This window comes from Streptomyces griseicoloratus (assembly GCF_014534645.1).
In the GTDB taxonomy this organism is placed as follows: domain Bacteria; phylum Actinomycetota; class Actinomycetes; order Streptomycetales; family Streptomycetaceae; genus Streptomyces; species Streptomyces griseicoloratus.
Window position 1 is genome coordinate 225,919 of the sequence record NZ_JACVQF010000235.1, and the last position, 26,910, is coordinate 252,828.

23 protein-coding genes and 1 pseudogene are annotated in these 26,910 nt (G+C 71.9%); 15 read left to right on the top strand and 9 right to left on the bottom strand.

Features of this window, described 5'->3' with window-relative positions:
- The first annotated feature begins 53 nt into the window (after nt 1-53).
- From H0H10_RS36725 to H0H10_RS36760, 8 genes are all read left to right on the top strand, one after another.
- Nucleotides 54-1,124, top strand: coding sequence for a glycoside hydrolase family 43 protein (locus H0H10_RS36725; protein ID WP_188185529.1), 1,071 nt, complete (start codon nt 54-56; stop codon nt 1,122-1,124).
- A gap of 73 nt (nt 1,125-1,197) precedes the next feature.
- On the top strand, nt 1,198-2,376 hold the full coding sequence (locus tag H0H10_RS36730) for an esterase-like activity of phytase family protein (protein ID WP_188185530.1): 1,179 nt from the start codon (nt 1,198-1,200) through the stop codon (nt 2,374-2,376).
- Between the two features lie 246 nt (nt 2,377-2,622).
- Nucleotides 2,623-3,603, top strand: coding sequence for a hypothetical protein (locus tag H0H10_RS36735; protein WP_188185531.1), 981 nt, complete (start codon nt 2,623-2,625; stop codon nt 3,601-3,603).
- A gap of 58 nt (nt 3,604-3,661) precedes the next feature.
- The gene (locus H0H10_RS36740) at nt 3,662-5,497 is read left to right on the top strand and encodes an HSP90 family protein (RefSeq protein WP_188185532.1); all 1,836 of its coding nucleotides are present in this window, start codon (nt 3,662-3,664) and stop codon (nt 5,495-5,497) included.
- A gap of 2 nt (nt 5,498-5,499) precedes the next feature.
- The gene (locus tag H0H10_RS36745) at nt 5,500-8,529 is read left to right on the top strand and encodes a tetratricopeptide repeat protein (protein WP_188185533.1); all 3,030 of its coding nucleotides are present in this window, start codon (nt 5,500-5,502) and stop codon (nt 8,527-8,529) included.
- 98 nt (nt 8,530-8,627) lie between these two features.
- Complete coding sequence (locus H0H10_RS36750) at nt 8,628-9,290, top strand: RNA polymerase sigma factor (RefSeq protein WP_188185534.1); 663 nt, start codon at nt 8,628-8,630, stop codon at nt 9,288-9,290.
- A complete protein-coding gene (locus H0H10_RS36755; RefSeq protein WP_188185535.1) occupies nt 9,287-10,375 on the top strand; it encodes a CU044_5270 family protein in 1,089 nt (362 codons plus the stop codon). Before H0H10_RS36750 ends, H0H10_RS36755 begins: the two co-directional genes overlap by 4 nt.
- Before the next feature lie 127 nt (nt 10,376-10,502).
- Complete coding sequence (locus tag H0H10_RS36760) at nt 10,503-10,886, top strand: VOC family protein (RefSeq protein ID WP_188185536.1); 384 nt, start codon at nt 10,503-10,505, stop codon at nt 10,884-10,886.
- Nucleotides 10,887-10,907: 21 nt separating this feature from the next.
- Here the strand turns inward: H0H10_RS36760 and H0H10_RS36765 are convergent, their stop codons facing one another.
- On the bottom strand, nt 10,908-12,359 hold the full coding sequence (locus H0H10_RS36765) for an amidase (protein ID WP_188185537.1): 1,452 nt from the start codon (nt 12,357-12,359) through the stop codon (nt 10,908-10,910).
- Nucleotides 12,360-12,487: 128 nt separating this feature from the next.
- Between H0H10_RS36765 and H0H10_RS36770 the strand changes: the two genes are divergently transcribed.
- Nucleotides 12,488-13,114 carry a TetR/AcrR family transcriptional regulator gene (locus H0H10_RS36770; RefSeq protein ID WP_188185538.1) on the top strand — a complete coding sequence of 209 codons (627 nt, stop codon included), beginning with the start codon at nt 12,488-12,490 and terminating at the stop codon, nt 13,112-13,114.
- Nucleotides 13,115-13,196: 82 nt separating this feature from the next.
- Here the strand turns inward: H0H10_RS36770 and H0H10_RS36775 are convergent, their stop codons facing one another.
- From H0H10_RS36775 to H0H10_RS36790, 5 genes and pseudogenes are all read right to left on the bottom strand, one after another.
- Nucleotides 13,197-13,799, bottom strand: coding sequence for an XRE family transcriptional regulator (locus tag H0H10_RS36775; protein WP_188185539.1), 603 nt, complete (start codon nt 13,797-13,799; stop codon nt 13,197-13,199).
- Nucleotides 13,800-14,201: 402 nt separating this feature from the next.
- Nucleotides 14,202-14,630, bottom strand: a complete 429-nt coding sequence (locus tag H0H10_RS41370) for a discoidin domain-containing protein (protein ID WP_373566964.1) — start codon at nt 14,628-14,630, stop codon at nt 14,202-14,204.
- Between the two features lie 3 nt (nt 14,631-14,633).
- Nucleotides 14,634-16,559: pseudogene (locus H0H10_RS36780) on the bottom strand (glycoside hydrolase family 84 protein); the annotation flags it as partial.
- 202 nt (nt 16,560-16,761) lie between these two features.
- Complete coding sequence (locus H0H10_RS36785) at nt 16,762-17,640, bottom strand: GNAT family N-acetyltransferase (RefSeq protein WP_188185541.1); 879 nt, start codon at nt 17,638-17,640, stop codon at nt 16,762-16,764.
- Between the two features lie 109 nt (nt 17,641-17,749).
- Nucleotides 17,750-19,030 (bottom strand): MFS transporter, encoded by a 1,281-nt coding sequence (locus H0H10_RS36790; protein WP_188185542.1) that lies wholly within the window; start codon nt 19,028-19,030, stop codon nt 17,750-17,752.
- A gap of 135 nt (nt 19,031-19,165) precedes the next feature.
- On the opposite strand from H0H10_RS36790, the gene H0H10_RS36795 reads away from it, so the two are divergent.
- Nucleotides 19,166-20,113 (top strand): LysR family transcriptional regulator, encoded by a 948-nt coding sequence (locus tag H0H10_RS36795; protein WP_188185543.1) that lies wholly within the window; start codon nt 19,166-19,168, stop codon nt 20,111-20,113.
- A gap of 89 nt (nt 20,114-20,202) precedes the next feature.
- On the opposite strand, the gene H0H10_RS36800 is transcribed toward H0H10_RS36795, so the two are convergent.
- Nucleotides 20,203-21,078, bottom strand: a complete 876-nt coding sequence (locus H0H10_RS36800) for an NAD(P)H-binding protein (RefSeq protein ID WP_188185544.1) — start codon at nt 21,076-21,078, stop codon at nt 20,203-20,205.
- A gap of 93 nt (nt 21,079-21,171) precedes the next feature.
- Here H0H10_RS36800 and H0H10_RS36805 point away from each other — a divergent pair, with 93 nt between their 5' ends.
- Nucleotides 21,172-22,020: a LysR family transcriptional regulator gene (locus tag H0H10_RS36805; RefSeq protein ID WP_188185545.1), complete on the top strand. Its 849-nt coding sequence runs from the start codon at nt 21,172-21,174 to the stop codon at nt 22,018-22,020.
- Nucleotides 22,021-22,312: 292 nt separating this feature from the next.
- On the opposite strand, the gene H0H10_RS36810 is transcribed toward H0H10_RS36805, so the two are convergent.
- On the bottom strand, nt 22,313-22,513 hold the full coding sequence (locus H0H10_RS36810; protein ID WP_188185546.1) for a hypothetical protein: 201 nt from the start codon (nt 22,511-22,513) through the stop codon (nt 22,313-22,315).
- 106 nt (nt 22,514-22,619) lie between these two features.
- Here H0H10_RS36810 and H0H10_RS36815 point away from each other — a divergent pair, with 106 nt between their 5' ends.
- On the top strand, nt 22,620-23,090 hold the full coding sequence (locus H0H10_RS36815; protein ID WP_188185547.1) for an excalibur calcium-binding domain-containing protein: 471 nt from the start codon (nt 22,620-22,622) through the stop codon (nt 23,088-23,090).
- A gap of 111 nt (nt 23,091-23,201) precedes the next feature.
- Here H0H10_RS36815 and H0H10_RS36820 read toward each other — a convergent pair whose 3' ends face one another.
- Nucleotides 23,202-24,209, bottom strand: coding sequence for a helix-turn-helix transcriptional regulator (locus H0H10_RS36820; protein ID WP_188185548.1), 1,008 nt, complete (start codon nt 24,207-24,209; stop codon nt 23,202-23,204).
- A 172-nt stretch (nt 24,210-24,381) separates the two neighbouring features.
- Between H0H10_RS36820 and H0H10_RS36825 the strand changes: the two genes are divergently transcribed.
- The 3 genes from H0H10_RS36825 to speB all read left to right on the top strand — a co-directional run bounded on the left by H0H10_RS36825 (nt 24,382) and on the right by speB (nt 26,874).
- Nucleotides 24,382-24,807 carry a VOC family protein gene (locus tag H0H10_RS36825; protein ID WP_188185549.1) on the top strand — a complete coding sequence of 142 codons (426 nt, stop codon included), beginning with the start codon at nt 24,382-24,384 and terminating at the stop codon, nt 24,805-24,807.
- Nucleotides 24,808-24,945: 138 nt separating this feature from the next.
- Nucleotides 24,946-25,542 (top strand): SMI1/KNR4 family protein, encoded by a 597-nt coding sequence (locus H0H10_RS36830; protein ID WP_188185550.1) that lies wholly within the window; start codon nt 24,946-24,948, stop codon nt 25,540-25,542.
- A gap of 204 nt (nt 25,543-25,746) precedes the next feature.
- Complete coding sequence (gene speB, locus H0H10_RS36835; protein ID WP_188185551.1) at nt 25,747-26,874, top strand: agmatinase; 1,128 nt, start codon at nt 25,747-25,749, stop codon at nt 26,872-26,874.
- Nucleotides 26,875-26,910 lie beyond the last annotated feature (36 nt).

Genomic DNA, 26,910 nt, shown 5'->3' on the forward strand with positions numbered 1-26,910 from the left:
CTTCTATCGATGTAAATCTCGCCGAGGCCAACCATGGAACGGGAACGGAACCGATGAAGCTCTCTCGCTCTCTGTCCGGCGCCGTCGCCATGGCGTTGTCCGGCGTCCTCGCCGCAGTGCTGTCCCTGCTGTCCGCCGAGCCCGCCCGGGCGGACCAGACCGGTCTGCGCGCCGCCGACCCGAGCGTCCTCCGCGTCGGCGGCACGTACGTCTCGGTGCAATCGGCCGGGGGCGGCATCGTCGTGCGGCAGGCCGCGTCGACCGACGCCCTGGACTCGGCGCCCGCCCGCCAGGTCTGGTCGGACACCCGCGACCGCGGTGAGGTCTGGGCCCCGGAGATCGTGATGGACGGCGGCCGCTACTACATCTACTTCTCCGCCGGACGCGGACCGGCCCACCGGATGTACGTGATCAGCTCGGCCAGCCCGGACAGCGGATACACCGCCGAGACCCGGCTGGCCCTGCCGGACGACAAGTGGGCCATCGACGGCACCCTGTTCACCTTCAACGGGCAGCGCTGGTTCGTCTGGTCGGGCTGGGCCGGCGACACGAACGTCGAGCAGAACCTCTACATCGCCCGGATGAGCAGCCCGACCACACCGACCGGCGCGCGGTACGTCATCTCGCAGCCGCGGGAGAGCTGGGAACGGGTCGTCGGCAACCCGTTCATCAACGAGGGGCCGGAGCCCATCAAGGACCCCAACGGGCAGTTGCACATCGTGTACTCCGCCAACGGCAGCTGGAGCGAGCAGTACTGCCTGGCCGACCTGAGGCTGCGGGCCGGCGGCGATCCGACGTACGTCTGGGACTGGTACAAGTCGAACGGCTGCCTGTTCGGCTCCAACCGCGCGACGATGATGCCCGGCTGGGACCCGACGCTGTACGTCAACGGTCCCGGTCACCACACCTTCGTGCTGCTCCACGGTGACATCGGCACGAGCCCGCCCGCCGGACCGAGGTTCCCCTCGATGTTCCACGCGGTGCCGAAGGGAACGCCGTACTCGTGGGAGAACCGGTACTGGTACACCGGCACGTTCTGCTGGTGGGGCAACACCACCTACAGCCGCGCCAACGTCCCCGGACCGAACAGCGACACGGGCTGGAGCCTCAAGTTCTTCGAGTAGGGGGGCCGGGGGCGATTCCATCACACGGATGGGTGACTGCGCTCGGTACGCGGACTGGGCCAAGATCACAAGCATGAGAGCTTCCCTGATCCGCCGAGCATGCGCCGCGGCCCTGGTGCTGGCGGCGACGCTGACTCCGGCGGGGGCCGCCCAGCCCATCGCCGCCGCCCAACCCGCCGACGCGGAACCGAAGTCCGACATCGGGGCACGGGCACGGCTGCTCGGAGAAAAGATCGTCCCCCACAAGCTCACCTTCCGGAACACCACCGTCGGCGGCCTGTCCGGCATCGATCGCGACCCCTGCACCGGCGAGTACGTGGCCGTCAGTGACGACCGCTCGAATCTGCAGCCCGCCCGCTTCTACACCGCCAGGATCCGTGTGGACGGCGCCGGTGTGCACTCCGTCGACTTCACCGGCACCCACCCGTTCCGCCAGCCGGACGGCTCGGTGTATCCGCCGCCGAGCGCCGGTGACGGACGGGCCGTCGACCCGGAGGAACTGCGCGTGGACCCGTCGACCTGCCGGTACTGGTGGGCCCAGGAAGGCGACCGGCCGCAGGCGTCGAACCAACCGGTCATCCAGCCGTCGGTCCAGTTCGCCACCCGCACCGGGGCCTACCGGGGCAGGCTGCCTCTGCCGTCGAACTACGAGGTGACCCTGGACGACCGGGGCCCGCGGCGGAACAAGGCCGTGGAGGCGTTCACCTTCGGCGCCGGGGGCGGCCTGGTCACCAGCGCGGTGGAGGGCCCGCTGCTCCAGGACGGTCCCGAACCCGGCCTGGAACGGGGCGCACTGATCCGTGTGACCCAGCAGAGCCGCGACGGCGACGTGCTCCGGCAGTTCGCGTACCCCCTGGAGAGGATCTTCACCACGCCCGATCCGTCCAGCCCGTGGCCTCCGGACACCGGTGTGCCCGCGATCCTCGCCTTCCCCGACGACCCCGGCCGTTACCTGGTGCTGGAGCGCACCTGGGTGGCCGGCGCCGGGTACAAGATCCGCGTCTACGACACCACCACCCGCGGTGCAACCGACGTGCGGACCATGGACTCCCTGGCCGGACAGCCCGTAGTGCCGATGCCCAAGAAGCTGGTGGCGGACTTCCATGACCTGGGCCTGTCCGCGGTGAACAACACCGAGGGCATGACCTGGGGCCCTGTGCTGCCCACCGGCGAGCGGACACTGATCCTCGTCAGTGACGACAACTTCGCCGAGGACGAGGCCACGCAGATCGTCGCACTCGCCGTCCGCTGAACCAGCCCTGCATGGCGAGCGGCACCTCCGTGCCGCTCGCCATGCGCACGAACGACGCCTCGATCACGGGCCCGAACCGCAGAGACGCCGACGGGGGCCGAAAGGGGCCTGCGGGAGCCGTGAGGGGCCTGCCGGGCCGGACCGAGACCGCGCCGTGAAGCACCGGTGAAAACCCTGTGGAAGCGATGTCGGTGGGCGCGCATATGCTGCACCGCAATGATCACGCGGTACCCGGGGAGGGGCGGCATGCTGGGGAAGTTGTTCGGCAGGAGTGGGGACAGACAGGCGGGGAATCCGCAGGTGCTTGCCCCGCGCAGGGGCAAGCACGGGGTCTCCACCCTGCGCGCGCTCGGCGACCCGAGGGTGCTCGCCCTGGTGGAGGCCGCCGACGCGGGGGACTGGACGGCCGTGAAGGCGGCCCTCGCGCCCTTCGACCTCGGCCGGGAGCAGGCCGTGCTCGGTCAGCTGGCCGTGGTCGACGGCGTGGAGGAGTGGATCGTCCGGGCCGCCGAGGAGGACAAGGAACACCGGGCCACCGCCCTGCTGATCTCGGGTGCACGGCACGTCCACTGGGGCTGGGAGGCGCGCACCTCCGCCCGCGCCGTGGACGTGTCGCGCGAGCAGTGGCAGACCTTCTACGAGCGGCTGCGCACAGCCGAGGAGCACTTGCTCGAGGCCGCCGAGCTCCGGCCCGACTGGATCACGCCGTGGCGGCACCTGCTCACGTCCGCCCGCGGCATGTCCGTCGACGACAGCGTCAAGGAGGCCCGCCTCGACGCCGGTCTGCGCCGCGATCCGCTGAACCCGGACATCCACCTGGAATGGGTGTCGCAGCTTCAGCCCCGCTGGGGCGGTGAGCCCGGGCAGGCCCTGGAGTTCGCCCGCAAGGCCTTCGCCGCCGCGCCCGACGGCCACCGGCTCGGCTGCGTCGTCGCCATGGCGTACGTCGAGGAATGGGTGGAGTCGGACGACAACAACTGCCTGCAGCACCCCAGGATCCGGACCGAGCTGAGGGAGGCGGCGGAGCGCAGCATCCTGCACCACGCGTACGAGCGCCGCCTGGGCTGGCACGGCGACTACAACATGTTCGCCATGGCCCTCTCACTGGCCGGCAGCAGCAAGGCCTCGAACGTCTTCCGCGAGCTGGACGGCGTGTTCACCGAGTGGCCGTGGACGTTCATGGCCGACCCGCAGAAGGCGTACGCACGCTTCCGCAAGGCCTTCTGAGCCTCCGCCTCCCCGACCTCCGCCGCAGTCCCACCACTTCACCCACCCCGGACCGCCGATGACTCTGCCCGAGAACGCCGCCGCCGACCGCACCTTCCAGGTCGACCTGCGCGGCCTCGTCGACCTCCTGTCCCACCACCTCTACTCCAGCCCCCGCGTCTACCTGCGCGAACTGATGCAGAACGCGGTGGACGCGCTCACGGCGCGGTACGGTGCCGAACCGGCCGCCCCCGCGGGCGCGTTCGGCATCCGCCTGTACGCCGACGGCGAGGTCGTCCGCGTCGAGGACGACGGCGTCGGTCTCACCGAGGCCGACGTGCACACCTTCCTCGCCACCATCGGCCGCAGCAGCAAACGCGCCGAGCGAATAGCCGAGCAGCGCGCCGACTTCATCGGCCAGTTCGGCATCGGACTGCTCTCCTGCTTCCTGGTCGCGGACGAGATCCACGTCCTCAGCCGCTCCGCCCGCACCTCCGACGCCCCCGCCGTGGAGTGGCGGGGCCGCGGCGACGGCAGCTACACCGTCCGCACCCTGCCCGCCTCCGCCCGCCCCCGGCCCGGCACCACCGTCACGCTGACGCCGCGCGCCGACGCGGGCGAGTGGACCCGCCCGACCGAGGTGCACGCGCTGGCACGGCACTTCGGCTCCCTGCTGCGCCACCCGGTGACCTTCGAGGACGGCACGGGCGGCCCGGGCGCGCCGGTCAACCCCGAGGCCGCGCCCTGGGCGCGCACGTACCCCACACCGGGAGCCCGCTCCCGCGCGCTGGCCGCGTACGGCGAGGAGGTCTTCGGGTTCACCCCGCTGGACACCATCGAGCTGGACCTGCCGGCCGTGGGCCTCAAGGGCATCGCGTGCGTGCTGCCCGAGGCGGTGCCGGCCGGGCGCCGCCACGGCCACCGCGTGCACGTCAAGGGCATGCTGCTGTCCGAGCAGGCCGAGGAGATCCTGCCCGACTGGGCCTTCTTCGTCCGCTGCGTCGTCGACGCCGAGAGTCTGCGCCCGACGGCGTCCCGCGAGTCCCTGTACGAGGACGACACCCTCGCCGCCGTCCGCGACGCCCTCGCCGAGCGGCTGCGCGCCTGGATCGCCCGGGCCGCCGCCAGCGACCCCGACCTGCTCGGCCGCTTCCTCCAGACCCACCACCTGGCCGTCAAGTCACTCGCCGTGCACGACGACGAGATCCTGCGGATGCTGCTGCCCTGGCTGCCGTTCGAGACCACCGACGGGCACACCACCCTCGACGAGTTCGCGCGCACCCACCGCACCGTGCTCGTGACGGGAAGCGTGGAGGAGTTCCGGCAGGTCGCGGCGATCGCCTCGGCCGCCGGGCTCGGCGTCGTCAACGGCGGTTACACCTACGACCGCGAACTGGTCCACCGGCTGCCCGAGATCAGGCCCGAGGTCAGCGTCGCCGACCTCGACCCGGCGACCCTCACCGCCCACCTCGACCCCGTCGACCGGGAGACGGAACTCGCCGCCGCGGCCTACCTCGCCCAGGCCCGCGACGCCCTCGCCGTCTTCGACTGCGACGTCGCGCTGCGCACCTTCCAGCCCGCCTCCGCCCCCGCCCTCCTCGTCGACAGCCGCGAGGCCCGCCACGAGCGCACCCGCTCCCAGCTCGCCCGGGAGCAGGAAGGCGGCCTGTGGGGCGACATCCTCGGCGCCCTGCGCCAGGAGGCACCGCGGGCCCAGCTGATCCTCAACCAGCTCAACCCGCTCGTCCGCACCGCCGTCGCCATCGACGAGCCCGAGCTGGCCCGCACCAGCGCCGAAGCCCTCTACGGCCAGGCCGCGCTGCTGTCCCGGCGCCCCCTCAGGCCCGCCGAATCGAGCCTGATCAACCGCTCCTTCCTCGACCTTCTCGCCCACGCCCTCCGCAAGGACAGCTGACGATGCCGACCGCACCCCAGACCACCGACGAGCTGTACCAGGCGCTCCAGGAGAACGACCGGCGCCCCTACGGCCGTACCCGCACCGTCACGGCCGAGGAACTGGTCGACGCCGCCGAGCAGTTCGCGGAGCCCGTCCCGCTGATCCACGCCCTCCTCGAACTCCAGGAGGCGTACACCTACGGCTCCGAGCCCCGGAAGTCGCCCGTCGTCTTCGCCCGCCTGCTCACGCTCTTCGACGAGCAGCCCAACGTCTTCGACGAGCGCCTGCGCCACATGCTGTTCTGGCGGTTCAAGTGGGTGGCGGGCGCCCTGCGCGCGCTGCCCGAGATACCGCTGGCCAGCCTGCGCCAGTGGCTGACGGAGATGCGCGACCGGTACGTGAAGGCCGGGCTGGACCTCCAGCCCTACTACGGACAGGCGTACCAGCTCGCCGCCCACCTCGGCGAGGACACCGCCCTCGCCTACGAGCTGTGGGCGGGCCGCGCCCGCAGCCGGCTCAGCGACTGCGAGGCCTGCGAGATCTGCGACCGCGCCCTGTACCACCTCGCCGCGGGCGACGACGAGCGGGCGCTGCGCACCTGGGAGCCCGTCCTGGCCGGGAAGGAGTCCTGCCAGGAGGAGCCGGCCCGCTCCGTCTCGTACGCGCTCCTGCCCCTGCTGCGCACCGGCCGCACCGACGAGGCCCGTGAGCTGCACCTCGCCGGCTACCGCGGCTGCCGCCGCAACCCGTCGATGGCCGGGGAGGTCGGCCGGCACCTGGAGTTCTGCGCGCTGACCGGCAACGAGGCACGCGGCCTGGAACTGCTCGCCGAGAACCGGACCCTGTTCGACGAGGTCGACTCGCCGCGGGAGCTGCTGGACTTCCTCACCGGGGTGGAGGTCCTCCTCCAGCGCGTCGAGGGCATCGGCCACGGCCAACTGCCCGCCGCCGGGTTCGCGGGCCGCACCTGGACGGTGGCCGGGCTGCGCGCCGAGGTGCGGGGCCGAGCCGACGACCTCGCCGCCCGCTTCGACGCCCGCAACGGCACCCCGGCCCACACCGATCGCCGCAGGGCCCGCCTCGACCGCGCCCCGCTCCTGGACGCGCTGGAGCTGACCCTGCGCACCCGCAGCCTCGACGACGTGGCCCCGGCCGGCCCGGTCACCGCGCCCGCCGCCCGCGCGGCCGCCGCCGTCCCCGAGTCGCTGCCCGAACTCATCCTCCGGGCACGGTCGCTGGATGAGCAGGGGCACCCGGACGCGGACGCCTGCTGGGAGCGCCTGCGCACGCTCGTCGCCGCCCGCGACTACGCCCATCCCGACGACCCGGCCGTGGGCCCGCTCGTCCGGCTGCACGCGGACCTGCTGGCCGACGAGGCGAGCCGGGCGGGCGACAAGGACGAGTACGCCGATGCCGTCGCCCTCCACGAGGAGGCGGCAGACCTGTACGAGGACGCCGGAGAGCCGGGGCACGCGGCGATCGCCCGCGCCTGCGCCCTGCTCGCCGCCGCCGAGGTCCCCACGGAGGACGCCGGCGCGGCGGAGACGGCGGACACCGACGACGCCGGGACGAAGACCACCGGTGCGGCCGAGGCGAAGGCCACCGGCGATGCCGGGGCGAAGGTCGCCGACGGTGCCGAGGTGAAGGTCGCCGCGCTGACCGCCGCCCACGCGACCATGGTCCGCCTGCACGAGGAGACGCCCGCCCTCACCCCGGTCCAGGAGGCCCGGCTGCTGCGGCTGCGGGCGACCGCGCTCGGCCTGCGCCTGCAGACGTCGGGGAGCGAGGAGCACGTCGCGCCGGTCCTCGCGGAGGTGGACCTGCTGCACACGTTCGCCACCCGGCACGACATCGGCGGGCAGATCGCCGGGGCCCGGCTGCTGCGGGCCACCACGTACGCCATGTCCGGCGACCTGCCCGCCGCCGTCACCGAGATCGACGGCCTCCTCGACCGGCTGAGGGCCCACGGCCCGGCCTGGTACCTGCCCCGCACGCTCGGACTGCGCGGCCGGATCCAGCTCGGCCTCCAGGACGCACAGGCCGCGCACGCGGACCTGACGGAGAGCCTGCGGCTGGCCGCCGGCTGGCCGGCCGACGCGGTCGGCACCGCCCGCGTCCATGGTGACCTGGCCGAGGCATGCATGCACCTGGGCCGCCCCGACGAGGCGCTGCGGCATCTGACGCGCTCGGCGGAGCTGGACCTTCGCCGCGGCAGCCGGACGGACGCGTTCTGCACCTACAGCAACGTGGCCCGGCTCAGCCTCGAAATGGGCCGGGTCGAGGACTGCATCGCGCTGCTCGACTCCCTGCTGGCCGAACCGGACGTCACCGGCGGCGAGCTGGACGACCGGCTCGTCGCCCAGCTGCGCCTCACCCGCGCCCGCGCACTGCACGCGGGGGAGGACCTCAAGGCCGCCACGGCCGAGTTCGTCACCCTCGCCGCCGAGTCGGCCGGCTGGGACGACGACCCGGGGAGCCACGCCGTGATCGCCGCGGAGACGGCCGTACTCCTCGCCGAGTCCGGCGAGTTCGGCCGGGCCCGCGAGGCCGCCGACCAGGCACTCACCGCCCACGCCCGGGCCCCGCGCTACGAGCAGCTCAGCAACTGCCTGCGCGAACTCGCCCGCCTCCAGGCGCAGCAGCAGGGCCCCGGCGGCCTGGACGACGCCCGCGCCTTCCTCGCCGACGCCGCCCGGATCGCCGACGAGGCCCGCGCCGCCGGGTACGAGGCCCATGGCCGCTCCCTGGACACCGCCCTGGCCTACGAGCACGGGCGGGTCAATGCCTACGCCGGCGAGTACGAAGACGCCCTGGCCGCTCTGGAGGAGGCCCTCGCCCTGCTCGGCGAGCCGGGACCGGAGAACGACCGCGCCGGCGAGTGGGCCGAATGCGTCCGCCTCGCGGGTGCCGTGGAGGGCATCTACCTGGAACGCACCGCCCCCGCCCTCACCCGTCTCGACGCGGCGGTCTCCCGCCTGACCGCCCTGGGCCACACCGAGGAGACCGAGCCGTTGACCTCCCTGGCGGCCCGCCTGCGCGAGGAGGAGTGACACGGCGGGAAGGGCTCCCGTCCGGTGGCCTGTTGTGGCGCAGGTCACCGGAACCACTCAGACCCGGCGGAGAGCTCAGGGTGTGAGGTGTGAACGACATGAGTGAGTGTTTGCGCGCGCGGATCCGGGCGGGCGACCCGGAGGCCTTCGCGGAGCTGTACGAGGAGTACGCGCGCACCGTCTACAACTACGCGTACCGGCTGACCGGTGACTGGTCGACGGCCGAGGAGGTGATGGGGGACACCTTCCTCGACGCCTGGCGGGGCCGTGAACAGCTCGATCCTGACCGCGGCTCGTTGAAACCGTGGCTGCTGGGGATCGCGACCAACAAGGCCCGCAACGCCAACCGGGGCACCGGCCGGCGCCTGGCCTTCCTGGCCCGCCGTCCCGCAGTGGAGCCGGTCGCGGACTTCGCCGAGGAGACCGCCGGCCGCATCGACGACGCCCGCCGCCTGGCCGCCGTCCGTCGGGTCTTCGGCCGGCTGCGGCGTACGGAGAGGGAGGTGCTGGCGTTGTGCGTGTGGTCCGGCCTGGGCTATCCCGAGGCCGCGCAGGCCCTGGGCGTCCCGGTCGGGACCGTGCGTTCGCGGTTGTCCCGGGCGCGGGCCAGACTGCGTCGGCTGACCGATCAGCAGTTGGCGGACGAACGGGCGGAAAACGCGACGGCACATACGGAACCGCAGCGCCGTCGCGGAGAGCAGTCGGATGAGACCGCGTTCGCGGCTCTGCCGATCCAGCAGATCACGGAGGCATCCCGATGACCGCCACCGGTTCCGGGCCCGCCCGGGCCCGACACGAGAGCGGGGGCGCGGTGGGCGCCCGGCACGACAAGGCGGAGTACGACGAGTTGCTCCGGCTGCTACCGCCCCCACCCGCCCGGGACCTCGCTGCGGACCGGCACTCCCATCACAAGGACCGTCTGATGCAGCTCATCGACCAAGACCAGCACACTGCCCCCGCTCCGCAGCACGAACCGGCCCCGCGCCGGCGGCTGCTCCGCCCGGCGCTGTGGATGCCCCTCGCGGCCACTGCCCTGGCCGGCACACTCGCCGTCACGCTCACCACGCACACCGGCACCGGCACCGCTGACACGCCCCGCGGGAACACTGCGGTGGTCCTGCTCGAACAGGTCGCCGACGTCGCCGCGAAGAGCGAGGCCACGCCGGTGCGCGACGACCAGTTGGTGTATGTGAAGAGCCTGACGGCAGCCGCGGAGGGCCGGCCGGACGGCTCCTTCGAACCGGGGAAGCCGCACCAGCGCGAGGTGTGGATGTCGCAGTCGGCCGCCCCGGCGAAGACGGTGGGCCTGATCCACGAGAACGGTGACTATTTCCCGATCAGCGAACTGGTGCCGCCCGGTTCGAAGGGGGTCCCGGCGGGCATCGACCGTCCCACCTACAACTGGCTGGCTTCCCTGCCCACCGATCCCGACGTCCTGCTGGAGCGGCTGTACGCGCTGACCGAGCCGGCGGACGGTCAGGAAGAGGCCCAGGCCGTCTTCGACACCATCGGAGAACTCCTCGCGGAGACGGTCATGCCGCCGCGCAACGCCGCTGCCCTGTACCGGGCTGCGGCGAAGATCCCCGGGGTGACACGGGATGCGGACGCGGTGGACTCGGCGGGGCGGCACGGGTTCGGCATCCGCCGCGTCGACGAGAGGGCGTCCACCGCCACCGAATGGGTCTTCGACCGCGAGGACCTGACCTACCTGGGTGAGCGCAGCTACCTCACCGAGGACGGAGACGCGGGAGCGAAGGGCACTGTCCTGGAGGAGACCGCAGTCCTGGAGCGCGCCGTCGTCGACGCGTACCGCGAGCGGCCGGGTTCCGCCTCCGGCACCGAGTGACGCGGGTGCCGGTGCGGCCCTGTGCCGGGGTCCGGCACAGGGCCGCACCGGTGGCCTGCCGGCCGGGGCCATCCGCGGCGGAATAATCGGGGGCCGGAGCCCGGGTCGTCTCCGTACACTGACGCGCATGGCATGCCGCATCAGTGAACTGGTCATCGACGCAGCCGACCCCGACCGGCTCGCCGCATTCTGGAGCGAGGTCCTCGGCTACGTCGAACTCGGCCGGGAGGACGACGGAAGCATCGAGATCGGGCCGCCCGGCGTCGGCTTCGGCGGCCTGCAGCCCACCCTCGTCCTCAGCCCCAGCAGCGCCCCGCGCACCGGGAAGCTCCGGCTGCACATCGACGTCAACGCCACCGACCGCGACCAGGACGCCGAGCTGGAGCGGCTGCTCGCCCTCGGGGCCAAGCCCGTCGACGTCGGCCAGACCGGCGCCGAGAACTGGCACGTCCTGGCCGACCCGGAAGGCAACGAATTCTGCCTCCTGCACGCCCGGCTCGAACCCCGCTGACCACGTGCGCCCTGGTCCCCCTCAGTGGCGTGGGTGGTTGCCCGCCCACACCGTGGGGGTCCGGTCCGACCAGGGGCTCGCCTGTTCGAGTTGACCGGCGAGCCGGAAGAGACGGCCTTCGAGCCCGTAACCGGCAGCGAACTGCATACCGATCGGGAGACCCGTCCCGGCGTCGGCCGTCACGGGCACGGACATGGCGGGCGTGCCCGCCACGTTGAACGCCGTGGTGAACGGCGAGAGGTCGAACAGGCGGCGCAGCCAGCCGAGGCCGTCCAGCGCCTCCGCGCCCTCGGCATGGGTGCCCAATGGCACGGGCAGCTCCGGCATGGTCGGGGTGAGCAGCATGTCGTGAGCGTCGAAGTACCGTGCCAGGCTTCGGGCGACCCGGTTCCGGACCTCGAGCGCGGTGACGAACTGGGCGCCGCTGACCTGCTGCCCGTAGCGGTAGCTGGCGAGGGTGAGCGGTTCGAGGGTCGAGGAGTCGACGGGCCGGTCGAGGGCGGCAGCCAGCTCGTCGACCGAGGCCGTGAGATTGGCCGTCCACTGACGAGCGCCGGCCAGGACGAACTCCTCCCAGTCGACCCCGAGATCGACCTCGACCTCCTCCACCTGGTGGCCGAGGGATTCGAGCAGACGCACGGTGTGGGACAGGGCGTCGGCCACGGGGGCGGTGGTGCGGTGCCCGCCCCATGCGTGCGTGAGGACACCGATCCGCAGCGAGCCCGGGTCGCGCGTGACTTCCTCCGCGTACGGGCGGGACGGCTCCTGGGCGAAGTAGGGGTCACCCGGTTCCGGACCGCGGATCTGGTCGAGCAGTACCGCACTGTCCCGTACGGTGCGGCTCACACTGCCCTGCACGGCCAGCCCGTTGAAGACCTCGTCGGCATAAGGACCCATGGAGACCCGGCCACGGGTCGGCTTCAACCCGAAGAGGCCGTTGTAGGCGGCGGGGATGCGGATCGAGCCGGCGGCGTCGGTGGCGTGGGCGACCGGGACCACCCCGGCGGCGACAGCCGCGCCCGCGCCCCCACTGGATCCGCCCGCGCTCCGCTCCAGGTCCCACGGGTTGCGGGTCGCGCCGTACAGCACCGGTTCCGTCGTGTTGCTGTAGGCCATCTCCGGTGTCGCGGTACGCCCGAAGGTCACGAGGCCGGCGCGACGGAAGCGCAGCATCAGGGAGGAGTCGGCGCGGGCGACGTGGCCGGCCGCGAGACGGCTGCCCAGCTCCATGCGCCTCCCGGCCATGGAGACCCCGATGTCCTTGATCAGGAAGGGGACCCCGGCCAGCGGCGTGCGTCCGGGCTCGGGCGCGTCGTCGGCCGGCCATGTCTCCACGATGGCGTTGATCTGCGGATTGACCGCTTGCGCGGCCTCGCGTGCGGCTGTCTCCAGCTCGCCCGGGGTCACTTCGCCCTTGGCCACCAGCTCCGCGAGCCCGACCGCGTCGAAGCGCACGTACTCGGAAATTCTCACTCTCACTCCCAGCGCAAAGAAAGATACCGTTGAGTTCCGGACGATACCCAACGGTATCGTCCGGGACGGACTGGTACCGTAGCAGGGGGTGAGAGGGCCCCGAACGGACCGGACGTCACGGAGTAGTCATGGCATCGACCGCCGGAAGGCCCAGCAGGGTGGCGAAACTGCCGCCTCGTGAGCGCATCCTCGACGCGGCGGAAGAGCTCTTCCAGCGCGAGGGGATCCGGCGGGTGGGTGTCCAGGCGATCGCCGAGCGGGCCGAAACCACCAAAATGGCGATCTACCGGCACTTCGAGGCCAAGGACGCGCTGGTCGCGGAGTGGCTGCGGATCGTCGCCGCCGAATACCAGGCGGCCTTCGACCGGGTCGAGGCCGAACACCCCGGCCGGCCCAGGGAGCAGATCCTGGGCCTTGCCCGTTTCATCGCCGAGGGATTGCCGGCGATCTCGTACCGGGGCTGCCCCTTCATCAACTCCATCGCCGAGCTGCCCGACCGTTCGCATCCGGCGAGGCGGGTGATCGAGGAGCACAAGGCCCACCAGACCCGCAGACTGGTCGGCATGTGCGCCGAGGCCGGGCTGCCCGACCCCGAGCAGGCCGCGGCCGAGATCACCTTCGTACTCGAAGGTGCGCAGGTCAGCACGCAGAACGGAAGCATTGATCAGACGGGGGACCGGCTGATGAGGATCGTCGAGGGCATCGTGGACCGGCACCGCTCCGCCCCCGGTGCCCCTCGCACGACCACCGGCTGACCGCGTCCCGCGCGTCGACTACGCCCTCTGCCGTCGGGGCGCCGCCGGGCCCAGGGGGACGGGTGCCTGCCTGCGGAGTCGTTCAGAGGGGATCGGGGTGATCGGGGCGGTAGCGGGCCCTGATGTGGACGCGTTCGCCCTGGGGGCCGAGGATGCTGAGGAATTCCACGGAGTGTTCGTCGGCGTTGCCGAACCAGTGCGGGAGGTGGGTGTCGAACTCGGCGACTTCACCCTCGGCGAGGATGAAGTCCTTGTCGCCGAGCACGACGCGCAGGCGGCCGCGCAGGACGTACAGCCAGTGATAGCCCTCGTGCGAGCGCGGGTCGGGTTCGCGGCCGTCGGTCAGGCCGGCGGGCAGGATGTGCTTGAACGCCTGCAACCCTCCGGGTTTGCGGGTCAGCGGCACGACGGTCATGCCGTTCCGGGTGAAGGGCCGCGGATGCACCCGGGGGTCGAGGTCGGCGGGAGCGCCGATCAGCTCGTCCACCGGGACCTGATAGACCCTCGCCAGGGGCAGCAGTAGTTCCAGGCCCGGCCTGCGGTGCCCCGACTCCAGCCGGGACAGAGTGCTGATCGGAATGCCGGTGGTCTCCGAGAGAGCGGTCAGGGTGATGCCGCGGCGACGGCGCAACGCGCGCAGCCGTGGCCCGACGGAGGCCAGCACCGCCTCGAGATCATCGCTCACGTGTTCACTGTGCCTGTGCTTTGCGTTTTCCGCAAAGAGATTTGCCTGATCGCCGCCGTAGGCGCATCCGGCTCCGCCGGGCGCGTCAGTGGCCTGCCGCGCTTTTGAAGCAATCGATCCATAACTGCTTAACGGCTGGACGAGAGCGGGGCGAGCACGACGGCATGAGCGATCCAAACACGTGGCGAGCGGCGCGGCATGCCCGCTGACGTCGGAGTGCCGCCCTGAACTCGGGTCGGTTGCCCGCCTTGGGTGGGCAACCGACCCGGTCGCACCGCATCGACCCCACGGCATGGTGCGGGCCCTTCACCATTCGCCCGTAATCCGCAGCAGCTAGGCGGCACACGGCGCGCAGCCGCGACCGTACACGTCCCGCTTCGCCCGTCGCCGAGCGCGCCGGCGTCAGGACGCGGGAGCTCCGTAGACGCCCATCTCGTAGATCGAATAGCCCCAGGTCGTCCGCCGCTCGACTCCCTGCATACGGACGTACTGCACGGCCTCGTCGGCGGTGAGCCGGACGACGTCGGTGCCGCAGCCGTCCGGGCGTTGTGCGGAGACGTCCCTCCAGTTCACACCGTCCCGGGAGGTCTGGACGGTGTACTCCGTCGCGCAGGCGCCCTCCCATGCGAGGGTCACCGCCGCGACCTTCGCGGGTGCGGCGAGCCTGACCTGCACCCACGCGTCGTCCGAGTAGCCCGATGCCCAGCGGGTGCCCATCAGACCGTCGTTGACGTGACGGGCGGCCAGCCGGTCGAGGTTCTGCTCCACGCTGGACGCGGACGCGGTGCCCTTCAGGGCCAGGTTCTCCCCGCCTCCTGCGGCGTCCCACAGCCGTAGCCGGACGTCGGCCTGGACGAGGAAGGAGTCGAGCACTCCGTCACCGACCCTGGGCTGGGCCTTGCCCCAGGAGTTGCGCGGGGGGTCGACCCGCACGGCGCGGGCCCGCTGTTGCAGGTCATTCGATTCGGCCAGCAACCGGTCCGCCGTCTCCTTGTCCCCGCCCTGCCGTGCCGCGAGCGCGTCGAGCATCGTCACCATCGCCCTGCCCCACAACTCGGTGGCGTCCAGCCAGGGATCCGCGTCCACCGTGAAACCCGTCTCCACGGCTCCGCCGCGGATGGTGGCCGGTGCCCGTTCGACGGCGGTCGCGTAGGCGCGCAGGGCCCTGACGGCCCCGGTGCGGTTTCCGTCGTCCCATGAGGTCCAGAACTCCGCCACACGTCGGGCGAGTTCGGGCGCCTGGGGCTGCCAGGGGGTGGCGCCGAAGGTCGGGGCCAGGTGTTCGAGGTCGCCGAAGACGAGCAGGGCGTCGGTGGCCTCGCGGTCGCCGCCCGCGAGGTAGGCCATGGCACGCGGCCAGCTCGTCCTCGCGTCGTACGCGCGGTCGTTCCAGGTGAAGTCCGCGGTGCCGAAGACGGCGACCTTGCTGGCGTACGGCTGGTTCATGGGGTTGGCCACGATGCCGGAGAGATGTGCCGACAGGCCGGCCTCGCGCTTGTCGTACGGCGCGAGCAGCAGCCGCCCGCTGGTGTTGCCGAAGTCGTTGACCGGGTAGTTGTCCCAGACGAAGACCTTGCGGCCGAAGAGTGCCGACGCCTTGTCGGCCTCTTCGTTGCTGATCTTCGGCGGTACGACGTCCGTGCCGGTCCACATGACCTCGACCGCCGGGTCCAGGGTGCCCCGCAGGGTCTGCTTGTAGGCGGTGTCGGTGAGGTCGCCGTACTCGGTGGGCACCATCTGCAGCGGCTGTGCGCCCTCGTGGGTGGCGATGAAGGTGCGCTGCACGTCGTTGAGCAGGTCGACCTGCGCCCTCGCGGCCGCTCCGCGACCGGGTTCGCCGAACGCCGACCTGTCGCTCTCGCAGTTCCAGCGGGTGTAGCTGATGTCGTCGAGCGGTATGGAGAAGGCTCGGGTCCCCAGGTCGTACAGGGCCTGGAGCTTGGCCTTGAGGGCCTTGCGGTCGGCCGGATCGGAGTAGCAGATCGACTCCCCGGGGGAGACGGCGAAGGTGAAACGCACGTGGTTCGCCGTGGCCCGTCTCACCAGCTCGCCCAGCTCCGCCAGCTTGTCCGCCGGGTAGGGCTCGCGCCACTTGCCCCGGTGGTAGGGGTCGTCCTTGGGCGCGTAGATGTAGGTGTTGGCCTTGACGTCGCCGTAGAAGTCCATCTGGTCCAGGCGCTCGGCGTGCGTCCACGGTTGCCCGTAGAAGCCCTCGATCGTGCCCCGCAGCGGCATCGACGGGAAGTCACTGATCTGCACGCCCGCCACTTTCCAGCCGTCGTCGCCCTGACGGGCGAACAGCTGGCGCAGGGTCTGCACGGCGTAGAACTGGCCCGCGGGGTCCTTGCCCGCGAGGGCGATCTGCGCGCCCTGCCTCCCTGCCGTGACGCGCAGGGCGTAGCCCTCGGCACGGTCCGGCACCTGTGTGTCCCCGAGTGCCGCCGCGATGTCGGCGCGCGTGGCGGGGCCGAGCCGCACGGTGAGCAGACCGGCGGCGGCCCTGGGTTGCTCGCCGGGGGAGACGATGTCCACCCGGTCGGCGCCGTGTGCCGTCAACTCCCGGACGAGGCGGGCGCGGGCGCCGGCGTCCGTGCCCTCGCCGGCCACGACGATCACCCTGCCGGTCACGACGGCGTCGCGACCCGCGGGGGTGAGGGACTGGGGGGTCGGTGAGACCGGCGGCAGCGTGGACACGGCGGGGGCCGCGGCATCCGTCGCCGCATCCGTCACGGCGGCGGCCGGCGGACTTCCGAGCGGCATGATGGCGATCGCGAAGCATGCGCCGGCGGTGGCGAGCGTACGGGTGCGTCTGTCCATGAGGCCTCCGTGTCAGGTACATACCATTACTGACTTCGCCAACTCATGATGATGAGACACGGCTTCACGAGAGGTAAGGCCTCTGGGGTCTAGACCTCTTCGCGGCTCGCCTTTACTCTGGCCAACGCGACCGCACCCGAACGCCCTAACCGGCCTCCGGTGTGGGATACGTGAAGTCGTAGACGACGAAGTCGGTGACCCGGCGGTATCCGATGCGCTGGTAGAGGGCGTTGCTGGTGGGGTTGGCCGCGTTCGTGTACAGCACGACCTCCTTGGCGCCCGCGGCCAGCGCGGCCCGGCTCACCTCGACCGTCACTGCGCCCGCGTAGCCGCGGCCGCGGAGATGGGCCGGGGTGTAGACGGGGTCCACTCGGGCCTGGCCGCCGACCATGGGGTTCACGCCCGCCATGGAGACGGGTGTGCCGTCCGGTGTCTCCCAGAACGTATAGCGCTTCTCGGCGAAACGTGTGCCGGCCCAGGATGCGGCGTCGATGGTGACGTCCTCCCCGACGTCCGAGGCGAACTCACGGCACCAGCGCATCAGGTGCTCATGGTCCTGCTCGCCCACGAGACGACCCCGGCCCGCTGGGACCGGCTCCGGCGGGGTGAGTGTGCCCAGGCGGTACAGGTGGAGCCGAACGCGTGGCGTCGGCGTGGCGCCCGTGTGCCGCTGCCAGGCCTGTGCGAAGGCGGCGGCGGTGCTCTGGTCCGCGGTGACGGAGGGAAGGGAATGCCCCAGGGCGACCAGGTGGGCGGCGAGGGCATCGGCCTGCTGCGCGGTGAGCGAGGTGACGTTCAGGCCGCGGGACGGGAAGCGGTAGAACGTGGCGTGGACCTCGCCGTCCCGCTCCAGTCGCCCGAGGACGGGGAAGCGGCCGCCGTATGCGTCCGCCCCGAGTGTGCGCAGCTTGTCGGTCACCGACAACGGCGTGGTGTGGAGGGCGGGGCGTGAGCGCAGGAAGTCTCCGGCTCGGGCGAGAAAGTCTTCGACGTCTTCGGTGAGGTGCCAGTCATCCGGGCGCATGGTTCATGATCCCCCACGCACTCGGCGCCGGGACCCCATGCGCGAAAACCGGTCGGCGTCATGCCTGTGCGGCCGGCAGGTGCTCGCCTGGCGTCGCACCTCGGGTGCCTCAGGTACGGATGGGGGCCGCCTCCGGGTCCGGCTGCGGAGCCGGTGTGCGGCGGGGCAGCAGGAGCGGTGTGGCCAGCAGGAGCAGGCCGGCCAGGCCGATGGCCGTGCGCGGGCCGAGCAGGCTGCCCAGCACACCCCAGACGGCCGTGAGCAGTGCGGTCGAGGCCTTGGTCGTCACCGCCCAAGCGGTCAGTGTGCGGGTGACCCGGTCGCCCGCGGTGCGCTCGAGGCGACAGGTGGCGGAGACGGGGTTGAAGACCCCGCAGCAGAAGATGAGCCCGAACTCGACGCCCGTCACCAGCAGCAGCCCTCCGGTGCCGGGGCCCATGAGGGCCAGGCCGACGGGCCAGATCGCGCGCAGCGCGCCGGCCACGACCAGGACCCGGTGCTGCCCGAACCGCGTGACCAGCGGTCGGGCCAGCCGCGAGCCGAGCAACCCGGCAATGGAGGGCGCGGCGAAGGCGAGGCCGTACTGCCACGGTGCGAACCCGAGTCGGTCGAGCATCAGGACGGCCAGCAGCGGCTGCGCGGCCATCACCAGGCCGTTGAACAAGGCGGTGTTGAAGAACAGCGGACGCAGCGTCGCGTCGGTGAGGATGTACCGCCAGCCGTCGAGCAGGTCCCCGGGCCGCAAGCGCGCGGCCTCCCGAGCCTCGGGCCGCCGCTCGTGCCCGCCCGTCGCCCTGATGCCCAGGGCCGAGAGCAGATAGCTGACCGCGTCGGCCACCACCGTCGCCACCGGACCGAGGAGCCCGGTCGCCGCGCCGCCCAGCGGCGGCCCGATGATCGTGGTCGTCCAGGCCGTGGACTCGAACCGGGCATTGGCGACGAGCAGGTCCTCGGCCGGCAGCAGCGTCTTCAGATACGCGCCGGAGGCCGCGCGGAAGGTGATGTCGGCCGCCGCGACGACGGCCGAGACCAGTAGGAGCTGGAGGAAGGTGAGCACGCCGAGCGCGAAGGCGCCGGGGATCGTCAGCAGAGCCGCGCACCGCATCAGGTCCATCGCGATGAGCACCGGCCGCTTGCGGCGGAACTCCACCCACGGGCCGAGCGGCACCGCCACGGCCGCGCCCACCGCGGCCCCCACGGAGGAGAGCGCGGCGACCTCGGCCGGTCCGGCGTCCAGCACCTGGATGGCGATCAGCGGGAAGGCCCCGAAGGCGAGCCAGGTGCCGAGCGCGCTGGTTCCATGGGCGGCCCAGAGCCACCCGAACTGCCGCCCCAGCCGACGCCCCAGCCGACGCCCGAGCAGATGCCCCAGCCGGTCCCCGCTCTTCATGCCCGACGCCCCTCGCTATTCGACTCGCACAACCGATCCGCGACCGGAGGCATCAAAGCGAGCACCAAGACCGGGGATCAAACAACCACTTGGCCGTCAGCCACAACCATTGGTTGTGGCCGGTAGAGTGTCGGTGTGGACATCGACACCGTCCGGACCTTCGTCGCCGTCGCCGACGCGGGGCAGTTCCAGGAAGCCGCCGCCGAGCTGGCCGTCACCCAGCAGGCCGTCTCCAAGCGCATCGCAGCGCTGGAACGCAACCTCGGCGTGCGGCTGTTCACCCGCACGCCGCGCGGCGCCCGGCTCACCATCGACGGGCAGGCGTTCCTGCCCCACGCGCGGGAGCTGCTGCGCGTCGCCGAGCGCGCGGCCGCGTCCGTGCGCACCGGCCGTCGTCCACTACGCGTCGACGTGATCGCCTCGCGCGTCGCGCCTTCGGGTCTGATGCGCGGATTCCACCGCGCGCACCCCGAGATCGACCTCGACGTGATGATGCTGTTCGACATCGAGACGGCCGTCGCCGCCATCCGGTCCGGTGAGATCGACGCTTCCTTCCGCGCCGTCGCCGCGCCCGGCCGGCCCCTTCCCGACGACATCGCCTCCGTCCGGGTGCTCGACGAGCCGCTCCAGCTCCTCACCGGTCCCGGCCACGCGCTGGCCTTTGCCCGGTCGGTGACCGTCGCACAGCTCGTCGGGCACCGGATCTGGATGCCCGGCGTCGTCCCCGGCACCGAGTGGGCCGCCTACTACGACGATCTCGTCGCCGAGTTCGGCCTCACCATCGAGGCGACCGGCCCCAACTTCGGCTCGGACGCGCTCCTCGACACCATCGCCGACACCCCGGCCCTGGCCACCTTCATGGGCGCGCAGACCCGCCTCGTCTGGCCCGCCGGGCACGGTCTGCGCCGCATCCCGGTGACCGACCCGACGCCCGTCTACCCGCACTCGCTCCTCTGGCACCGCGACAACCCCCACCCGGCCCTGGCCACCCTCCGCGCCCACCTCGCCGCCGCGACGGCCGGTCACGACGACGCCGGGACATGGACGCCGGGCTGGGCGACTCCTCGCCGGCGGTGTCGCTGACGGCGGCGAGCCCTTCACCGGTGCGTTGCGGCGCGGACGTGAGCGGACGTGAGAGGGAACCGTGCGGTGTCGCCCGGACCAACGCCCCGTCAGGCCAGAACAGCCGGCCTGAGCACCTCTTCGCACCACTGGCGGAATCCGGTCGGGGAGGGCTGCGCGGAGTGGTGCTCGGCGTCGTACGCGCCGTCGATCTGGGCCGCGGCCATGTCGACCAGGCCCTGTGCCCAGGCCTCGCTGGCCCCGTGGCCCAGAGCCGACTCCTTGTACGCGTCGAGGGGGACATGTTGGCAGCGGACCGGACGCTCCAGCACCTCGGACATGATCCGAGCCATGTCGTCGGGGGAGATACGGTCGGGGCTGACCAGCGGGACGCCGTCCTGCCCGCTCCAGGAGTCGTCGAGCAGCAGCCGCGCGGCCGTCGCGGCGATGTCGCGGGTGGCGATCGTCGCGAGCACCCGGTCCGCCACGGACGGGAGGAAGAACGTGCCCTGGTTCCTGATCGCCTCGACCTGCCCGAGCAGGTTCTCCATGAAGGCCGCCGCCCGCAGCGCCCGGAAGCTCACCCCCGTGGACTTGATCAGCTCGTCCTTGGCCACGGACGCCGTCAGGTGCCCGGCGTTCTTCTCGATCCCGGTGCCCAGGGTCGATACCGCGACGACGCGCTTGACGCCGTGACGGGTGATCGCCTCGCACGCGGGACGCGTCCAGTTCAGGTAGTGGCCTTCGACGCTGTCCGTCCGGGAGTCCGGCGGCACCAGCCAGAACACGCTGTCCGCGCCCGCGAACGCCTCCATGACGACATCGCGGTCGCCGTGCGAGCCGGGGACGACGTCGGCCCGCTCGCGCGCCCGGGCGGAAAGCCGGGAAGGGTCACGGGCTATCACGCGGACCGGCTGCTCGCCGTCGAGCAGGGCGTCGAGGACCTGTCGGCCGATCCGGCCGGTGGGAGTGGTGATGACAATCATGGAAGAAGCATCTGATCCGGCCCGGCGATACGGAAGGATCGCAGGGATCCCGATTGTTACCCTCAGGGACATACCAGATGGAGGTGCCAGGCCGTGGAGTCACGCCCGCTGCGCTATTTCGTCGCCGTCGCCGAAGAACTCAACTTCGCCCGCGCGGCAGAACGCCTCGGCATCTCCGCCCCGCCCCTGTCGCGCGCCATCCGCAACCTCGAAGCGGAGCTGGGCATCACCCTCTTCGAACGCACCACGCACAGCGTTACGCTGACTCCGGCCGGCACCGTACTGCTCGCGGAGGCGCGGACCGCGCTGGACGCCCTGCAGGCGGCCGGGCGACGGGCGCAACGCGCGGCCGGGCCGAAGCTGGTTCTCGCCGTGAAGGCCGACGGCGACGGGGGCTTGCTTGAGTCCATCCTCGCCCGGTACGCCGCCGAACCCGCGGCCGAGCCGGTCACGATCCGCCTCTCCGGCTGGCGCGACCAGCCCAGCCTGCTGCGCCGGGGCGAAGCCGACGCGGCCCTGATCTACGAACCGTTCGACCGCACCGGCCTCGACACGGAGCCGGTGACTGTCGAACGCCGCCTGGCCGCTCTCCCGGCCAGCCACCCGCTGGCCGCCAGGGACCGCATCGCTCTCGCCGACCTCGGTCTCCCGCGCACCGAGCACGACACTCAGGGATGCCTGGCCCGCCACCTCGACGCGATCGTCGACCGGTACGCGATCCAGGACCTCGCCCAACTCCTCAAGCTCGTCGAACTCGGAGACGTCGTCACCCTGCTCCCGGAATCCGTGTGCACCCGATACCCGCGCCCGGGCATCGCGTACCGCGAGGTCCCGGACGCACCCCCGGCCACCTTGTCGATCGCCTGGCCCCAGCAGTCCCGCTCCAGGGCGACTGCGGCACTGGTCCGCACAGCGACGTCGGTGGGCGGAGCGCACGGATAGCGCTGCACGCCATCAAGGGCTGGTGTCGTTGCTGGGAGGAGGGCACTGGTCGATCGCACCCTCGGCCGCTGCCTGGATCCATCTCCGCACACTGAGGACGCTCGTCGTGTTGCGTCTCCGGTGAATTGTGCCTCCAGATCGGCCATGGCCTGATGGGCCTGAGCCGTATCCGCACGGTGGATCCGCCGGGCCATGCATGGCGTGGTGTACGCCGTCGCCTTGAGGGCGGCAGTCGTGGAGGATCTGCCAGCCTTTCTGTCGCCGTGAACACGCCAGCCACCCGGAGGTCATTTCAGTTGCCGACACCGCCCCAGGCCTTGTGGGTCAGCGGCAGCGTGTCCGCTCCGTCGTAGCAGGCGGTCCAGCCGATGCTGTGTCCCGACGACGGGCAGGCGACGTCCGGGTGGGCAGTTGCCGGCAAGTGGTGGGTGAGCTCGGCGCCAAGATCCGTCTCGTACGGTTCCGGCAGAAGGCCGGCGTGCTGCAGTGGCAAGAGCGTCTTCGTCGTCACGAACGGGTGACGCCCACCCACCCGAGCTTCACATTTCCTTCACGAAAGGACTACCGTCGTCGCTTCAACGATCAACAAGGGGGGCGACATGACCAACCCGTACATAGCGCCGGCAGCAGGACGGCCCGCGCCGAAGTGGGCCCGGAAACGCTACGTCCTGCCCGCACTCGGCCTGGCCTTCTTCCTCGGGATCGGGGCCGGCGCCAGCGACAGCCAGCCCAAGGGCGATGCCGAGCCGGCCGCGGCCGAGCCGCAGCCCACCGTGACCGTCACCGCCACCGCCACCGCCACCGCGACGGCCACGACCGAGCCCAAGCCGGCGCCGACCGTCACGGAGACCGTGGAAGTCAAGGTCACGGAGACCGTCACCGCTCAACCCGCCTACGACAGCAGCGTCGGTGGAGGCGGCAGCGACGACAGCGGCGGAGGCGGCAGCGTGTACTACGAGAACTGCGCCGCCGCCCGAGCCGCAGGTGCCGCACCCGTCCACCGCGGCGACCCCGGCTACGGCAGCCACCTCGACCGCGACAACGACGGCACCGGCTGCGACTGGGGCTGACAGACGAAAGCCCGCCTCGACGGGGGATACGAGGCGGGCCTGCGGTCAGTCTGGCGGCTGCGGGCCTTCCGCTGCCCCTGAAGCGTCAGCCTCCGGGGATCGTTGCCAGGATCACGGGGCGATCGGCGCGCCGGCCGCGGCATGGGCGAAGCGGTGGGCCAGGTGCGCGAAGGCTTCCTTGAGGCCGGCCGGGCCCACGACCTCGATGTCGGCGTCGAACCTGCCGATGGTGGCCGCCAGTGCGGGCCATGACCACGAGCCGATGACGACCCGGCAGCGGTCCGGGCCGAGTTCCTCGACGACTGCGTCGTGGGCATGGCGGGACACGGTGCCGGCGGGAAGGTCGATGATCACCTCCCCGCGGCAAGGCCAGTCGCCGGGCCCGTCGGAGCCCCGGAACCTGCCCGTCACGAAGGCGGCCACCTCCCCTCCGGGCAGTTCGCGCGGGGTGAACCGGGGCCCGGTGGGGATGCGCGGGGTGATCCGATCGGCACGGAAGATGCGCCAGTCCTCGCGGTCGAGGTCCCAGGCCACGAGGTACCAGCGCCCGCCCCAGGTGACGAGGTGATGGGGCTGCACCCGCCGCGGCAGGGGTTCGGCGCGGTCGTCGTCGGCGGGGCCCGGCGGCGGTGCGGGGGCGTAGTCGAAGCGCAGCACCTCGCGGGCGTGGACGGCGGCACCGAGCGCCACGAGCACGCTGCTGTCGGCTTGCGGCTCCGGCCGGGTCGCGGGCCGCTCGACGGCGGTGACCCGGAGCGTGTCGATCCGTCGGCGCAGCCGTGCGGGCATGACCTGCCGGACGGTGATCAACGCGCGCGCCGCGGCCTCCTCGATGCCGACACCGGTGGTGGTGGCGGTCTGCAGGGCGACGGCGAGGGCGACGGCCTGCTCGTCGTCGAACAGCAACGGCGGCAGTTCCGTGCCGGCGTCGAGTCGGTACCCGCCGTCGGGGCCCTTGGTCGCCACGACGGGGTAGCCGAGTTCGCGCAACCGGTCGACGTCACGGCGCACGGTGCGCGGGCTGACGTCCAGACGCTCGGCCAGCAGCGCGCCCGGCCAGTCCCGGCGGGCCTGCAGCAGCGAGAGCAACGAGAGCAGCCGGACTGAAGTCTTCTGCATGGTCGCCATCCTGCCCCGAGAAGCGGTCACGACCTGGCCGCTTCCGTTGCGACTGTGGTCACCGCGCAGCGCCGGTACAGCCGGTCCTGCGGCAGGCACGTCCTGTGGGCCGTCGGACCGGAATGCGCGAGACGGCCCCGGAGAAGACGAATCGAGAGACAGGAAACCGACCATGTCCGTCAAAGCCGTGACCCACCTGAACTTCCGGGGAGACGCCCGCGCGGCACTCACCTTCTACCAGTCCGTTTTCGGCGGGGACGTGGCCCTGGTCACCTACAAGGACGCCGGAAACGTCCAGGACCCGTCCGAGGCGGACCAGGTGATGTGGGGCCAGGTGACCGCCGGCAGCGGTTTCCACGTGATGGGCTACGACGTGCCCTCGCACATGCCGTGGAACCGGGGCGAGAACGCGTACTTCGTCTCGCTCCGCGGCGAGACGGCCGAGGAGGTCACCGCCTACTGGGACGGGCTCTCCGACGGTGCCACCGTCCTGCGGCCGCTGGGACCGGCGCAGTGGGCGCCCCTCTACGGCATGCTGAACGACCGGTTCGGTGTCACCTGGGTCGTGGACGTCGTCAGCGAATACGCCATGTCCTGACCACCTGAAGCCCGGGCGGCGGGCGTCCGCCGCCCGGCCGGCACTCCGATGACGGCGTTCACCAGCGGCCGCTGCCCGTCGGCAGGCGAGCCGGCGAGCCTGCGGCCGGTGTCGTACCCCACCGCTATGGTCCGGGACATGACCGGTGATCAGAAACGGGCCGAACAAACCCTCGTCGCCTGGGCGCGGATCGAGACGTGGCTGAAGGAGCACGCACCCCGCACCTTCCAGGGCCTGCCCGCGCCCGCGACGGAGGGCGACGTCCGCTCACTGGAGCAGGAGCTCGACCTGACGGTCCCGGCCGATGTGCGCGCCTTCTACCTGGTGCGCAACGGCACCGGTCCGGCCTCGGACTTCGACTGGCCCACCTCCCGCGACGCCCCCCAGCCGACCGGGTATTTCCTGCCCGCTGGTGAAGGGATCGGCCCCCTTGAGAACCTGGGGCTGTGGTTCGAGGGCCCGGTCGCGGCCGAGCGCCTGGTCGACGAGCCCGGGCAGCGGTATCTGCCGATCACCACCATCGACCCGGACGGCTTCTACGGCAGCTTCGTCGACTGCACCCCCGGCCAGGGCTACGGGCTGCTCGGCGGGTACGCCGAAGCCGAACTCCCGGACCCGGGGGAGTGGACGTTCGCCGCCTACCTGACCGAGGTCGCCGACGCGCTGTGCGAGGGGCGGGGCTTCGGGAACGACACTGCGCCAAACGTGATCGACGGGCGCCTCGACTGGCAGTAGGCGGATCACCGCCACGCCGGCGGCGGGCCGGGCGCGGGCCGTCGGCCGGCCCCGCCCGCGCCATCGCGCCGACGCTGCCGCTCGTCGCGGCGCCGGCACTGCCGGGTCGGGTGAAACGAAGACGCCGACTCGCGGGGCAACGCCTGCACCGTCTGCTTTCCGGCATACCTTCCTGACAAGACACCTGCACCGGAAGGCGCCCCCGTGCCCAACCCGCCGCTCACCGTCTTCGGCCCGCACATCACGTTCCTGGGGGTGGACGCCTGCGATCTCGACGACCCGGCCACTCACGCCGACGCGGACGTCGTGATCCTCGGAGCACCCCTGGACGGTGGTACCACCTACCGTTCCGGCGCCCGATTCGGACCATCCGCCATCCGTCAGGCGTGCTATCTCCCCCAGGACGGCTCGCGCCCCAGCCTTGCCCTGCGGGTCGACGCGCTGAAGGACCTCAAGGTGTACGACGCCGGCGACGTCGCCGTCTACAGCGGGGACATGGCCCAGTCGGTTCGGGGGATCGAATCGGCGGTGTTCACAATCGCGTCCTCCGGGGCCGTCCCGGTCGTTCTCGGCGGTGACCACACCATCGCCTGGCCCGACCATACGGGGGTCGCCAGACACTTCGGTTTCGGCAAGGTGTCGATGATCCACTTCGATGCCCACGCGGACACCGCCGACATCCAGTTCGGATCCCTCGTCGCCCACGGCACGCCGATGCGCCGGCTGATCGAGTCCGGCGCTCTGCGCGGTGACCGTTTCCTCCAGGTCGGGCTTCGCGGCTACTGGCCCGACGAGCCGGTCCTGGAGTGGATGGCGGAGCACGGGCTCCGCTCCTTCGAGATGACCGAGATCGTCGAGCGAGGTCTCGACGAATGCCTCACCGAGGCGGCCGGCATCGCCGTCGACGACTGCGTGGGCGTGTTCCTCTCCATCGACGTCGATGTCGTCGACCCGGGTTCCGCGCCGGGCACCGGCACTCCGGAACCCGGCGGCCTGTCCCCGCGCCAACTGCTCGACGCCGTACGACGCCTCTGCTATGAACTCCCCGTGGTCGGTCTCGACCTGGTGGAGGTCGCACCGCCCTTCGACCACGCCGACGTCACCGCACTGCTGGGCAACCGTGTCGTCCTCGAAGCGCTCTCGGCGATCGCGCGCCGCCGGAAGGACCAGCGCGACGGCACCACCTGGGACCCGCGGCAACCGCTGCTCCACGGGCGAGGAGCCGACGAGCAACTCGCCCGCATCGCCGCGGGTCGCGTCCGTGGGCACGGCCAACCCCGGAGCGTCGGTGAGCCGATGCCTCCGGAGGGGCCGGCCGGCGCACCGCGGTGACGTCCACCAGCGGTCTTCCACCGTGCAGCACTACGG

What these genes read in the sequence shown, in the direction of transcription:
- H0H10_RS36755 (WP_188185535.1), top strand. Translation starts at nt 9,287, where the DNA reads ATGACCGCCACCGGTTCCGGGCCCGCCCGGGCCCGACACGAGAGCGGG.
- H0H10_RS36830 (WP_188185550.1), top strand. Translation starts at nt 24,946, where the DNA reads ATGACCGGTGATCAGAAACGGGCCGAACAAACCCTCGTCGCCTGGGCG.
- H0H10_RS36735 (WP_188185531.1), top strand. Translation starts at nt 2,623, where the DNA reads ATGCTGGGGAAGTTGTTCGGCAGGAGTGGGGACAGACAGGCGGGGAAT.
- H0H10_RS36785 (WP_188185541.1), bottom strand. Translation starts at nt 17,640, where the DNA reads ATGCGCCCGGATGACTGGCACCTCACCGAAGACGTCGAAGACTTTCTC.
- H0H10_RS36770 (WP_188185538.1), top strand. Translation starts at nt 12,488, where the DNA reads ATGGCATCGACCGCCGGAAGGCCCAGCAGGGTGGCGAAACTGCCGCCT.
- H0H10_RS36800 (WP_188185544.1), bottom strand. Translation starts at nt 21,078, where the DNA reads ATGATTGTCATCACCACTCCCACCGGCCGGATCGGCCGACAGGTCCTC.
- H0H10_RS36750 (WP_188185534.1), top strand. Translation starts at nt 8,628, where the DNA reads ATGAGTGAGTGTTTGCGCGCGCGGATCCGGGCGGGCGACCCGGAGGCC.
- H0H10_RS36760 (WP_188185536.1), top strand. Translation starts at nt 10,503, where the DNA reads ATGGCATGCCGCATCAGTGAACTGGTCATCGACGCAGCCGACCCCGAC.
- H0H10_RS36740 (WP_188185532.1), top strand. Translation starts at nt 3,662, where the DNA reads ATGACTCTGCCCGAGAACGCCGCCGCCGACCGCACCTTCCAGGTCGAC.
- H0H10_RS36790 (WP_188185542.1), bottom strand. Translation starts at nt 19,030, where the DNA reads ATGAAGAGCGGGGACCGGCTGGGGCATCTGCTCGGGCGTCGGCTGGGG.
- H0H10_RS36730 (WP_188185530.1), top strand. Translation starts at nt 1,198, where the DNA reads ATGAGAGCTTCCCTGATCCGCCGAGCATGCGCCGCGGCCCTGGTGCTG.
- H0H10_RS36745 (WP_188185533.1), top strand. Translation starts at nt 5,500, where the DNA reads ATGCCGACCGCACCCCAGACCACCGACGAGCTGTACCAGGCGCTCCAG.
- H0H10_RS36725 (WP_188185529.1), top strand. Translation starts at nt 54, where the DNA reads ATGAAGCTCTCTCGCTCTCTGTCCGGCGCCGTCGCCATGGCGTTGTCC.
- H0H10_RS36820 (WP_188185548.1), bottom strand. Translation starts at nt 24,209, where the DNA reads ATGCAGAAGACTTCAGTCCGGCTGCTCTCGTTGCTCTCGCTGCTGCAG.
- H0H10_RS36815 (WP_188185547.1), top strand. Translation starts at nt 22,620, where the DNA reads ATGACCAACCCGTACATAGCGCCGGCAGCAGGACGGCCCGCGCCGAAG.
- H0H10_RS36825 (WP_188185549.1), top strand. Translation starts at nt 24,382, where the DNA reads ATGTCCGTCAAAGCCGTGACCCACCTGAACTTCCGGGGAGACGCCCGC.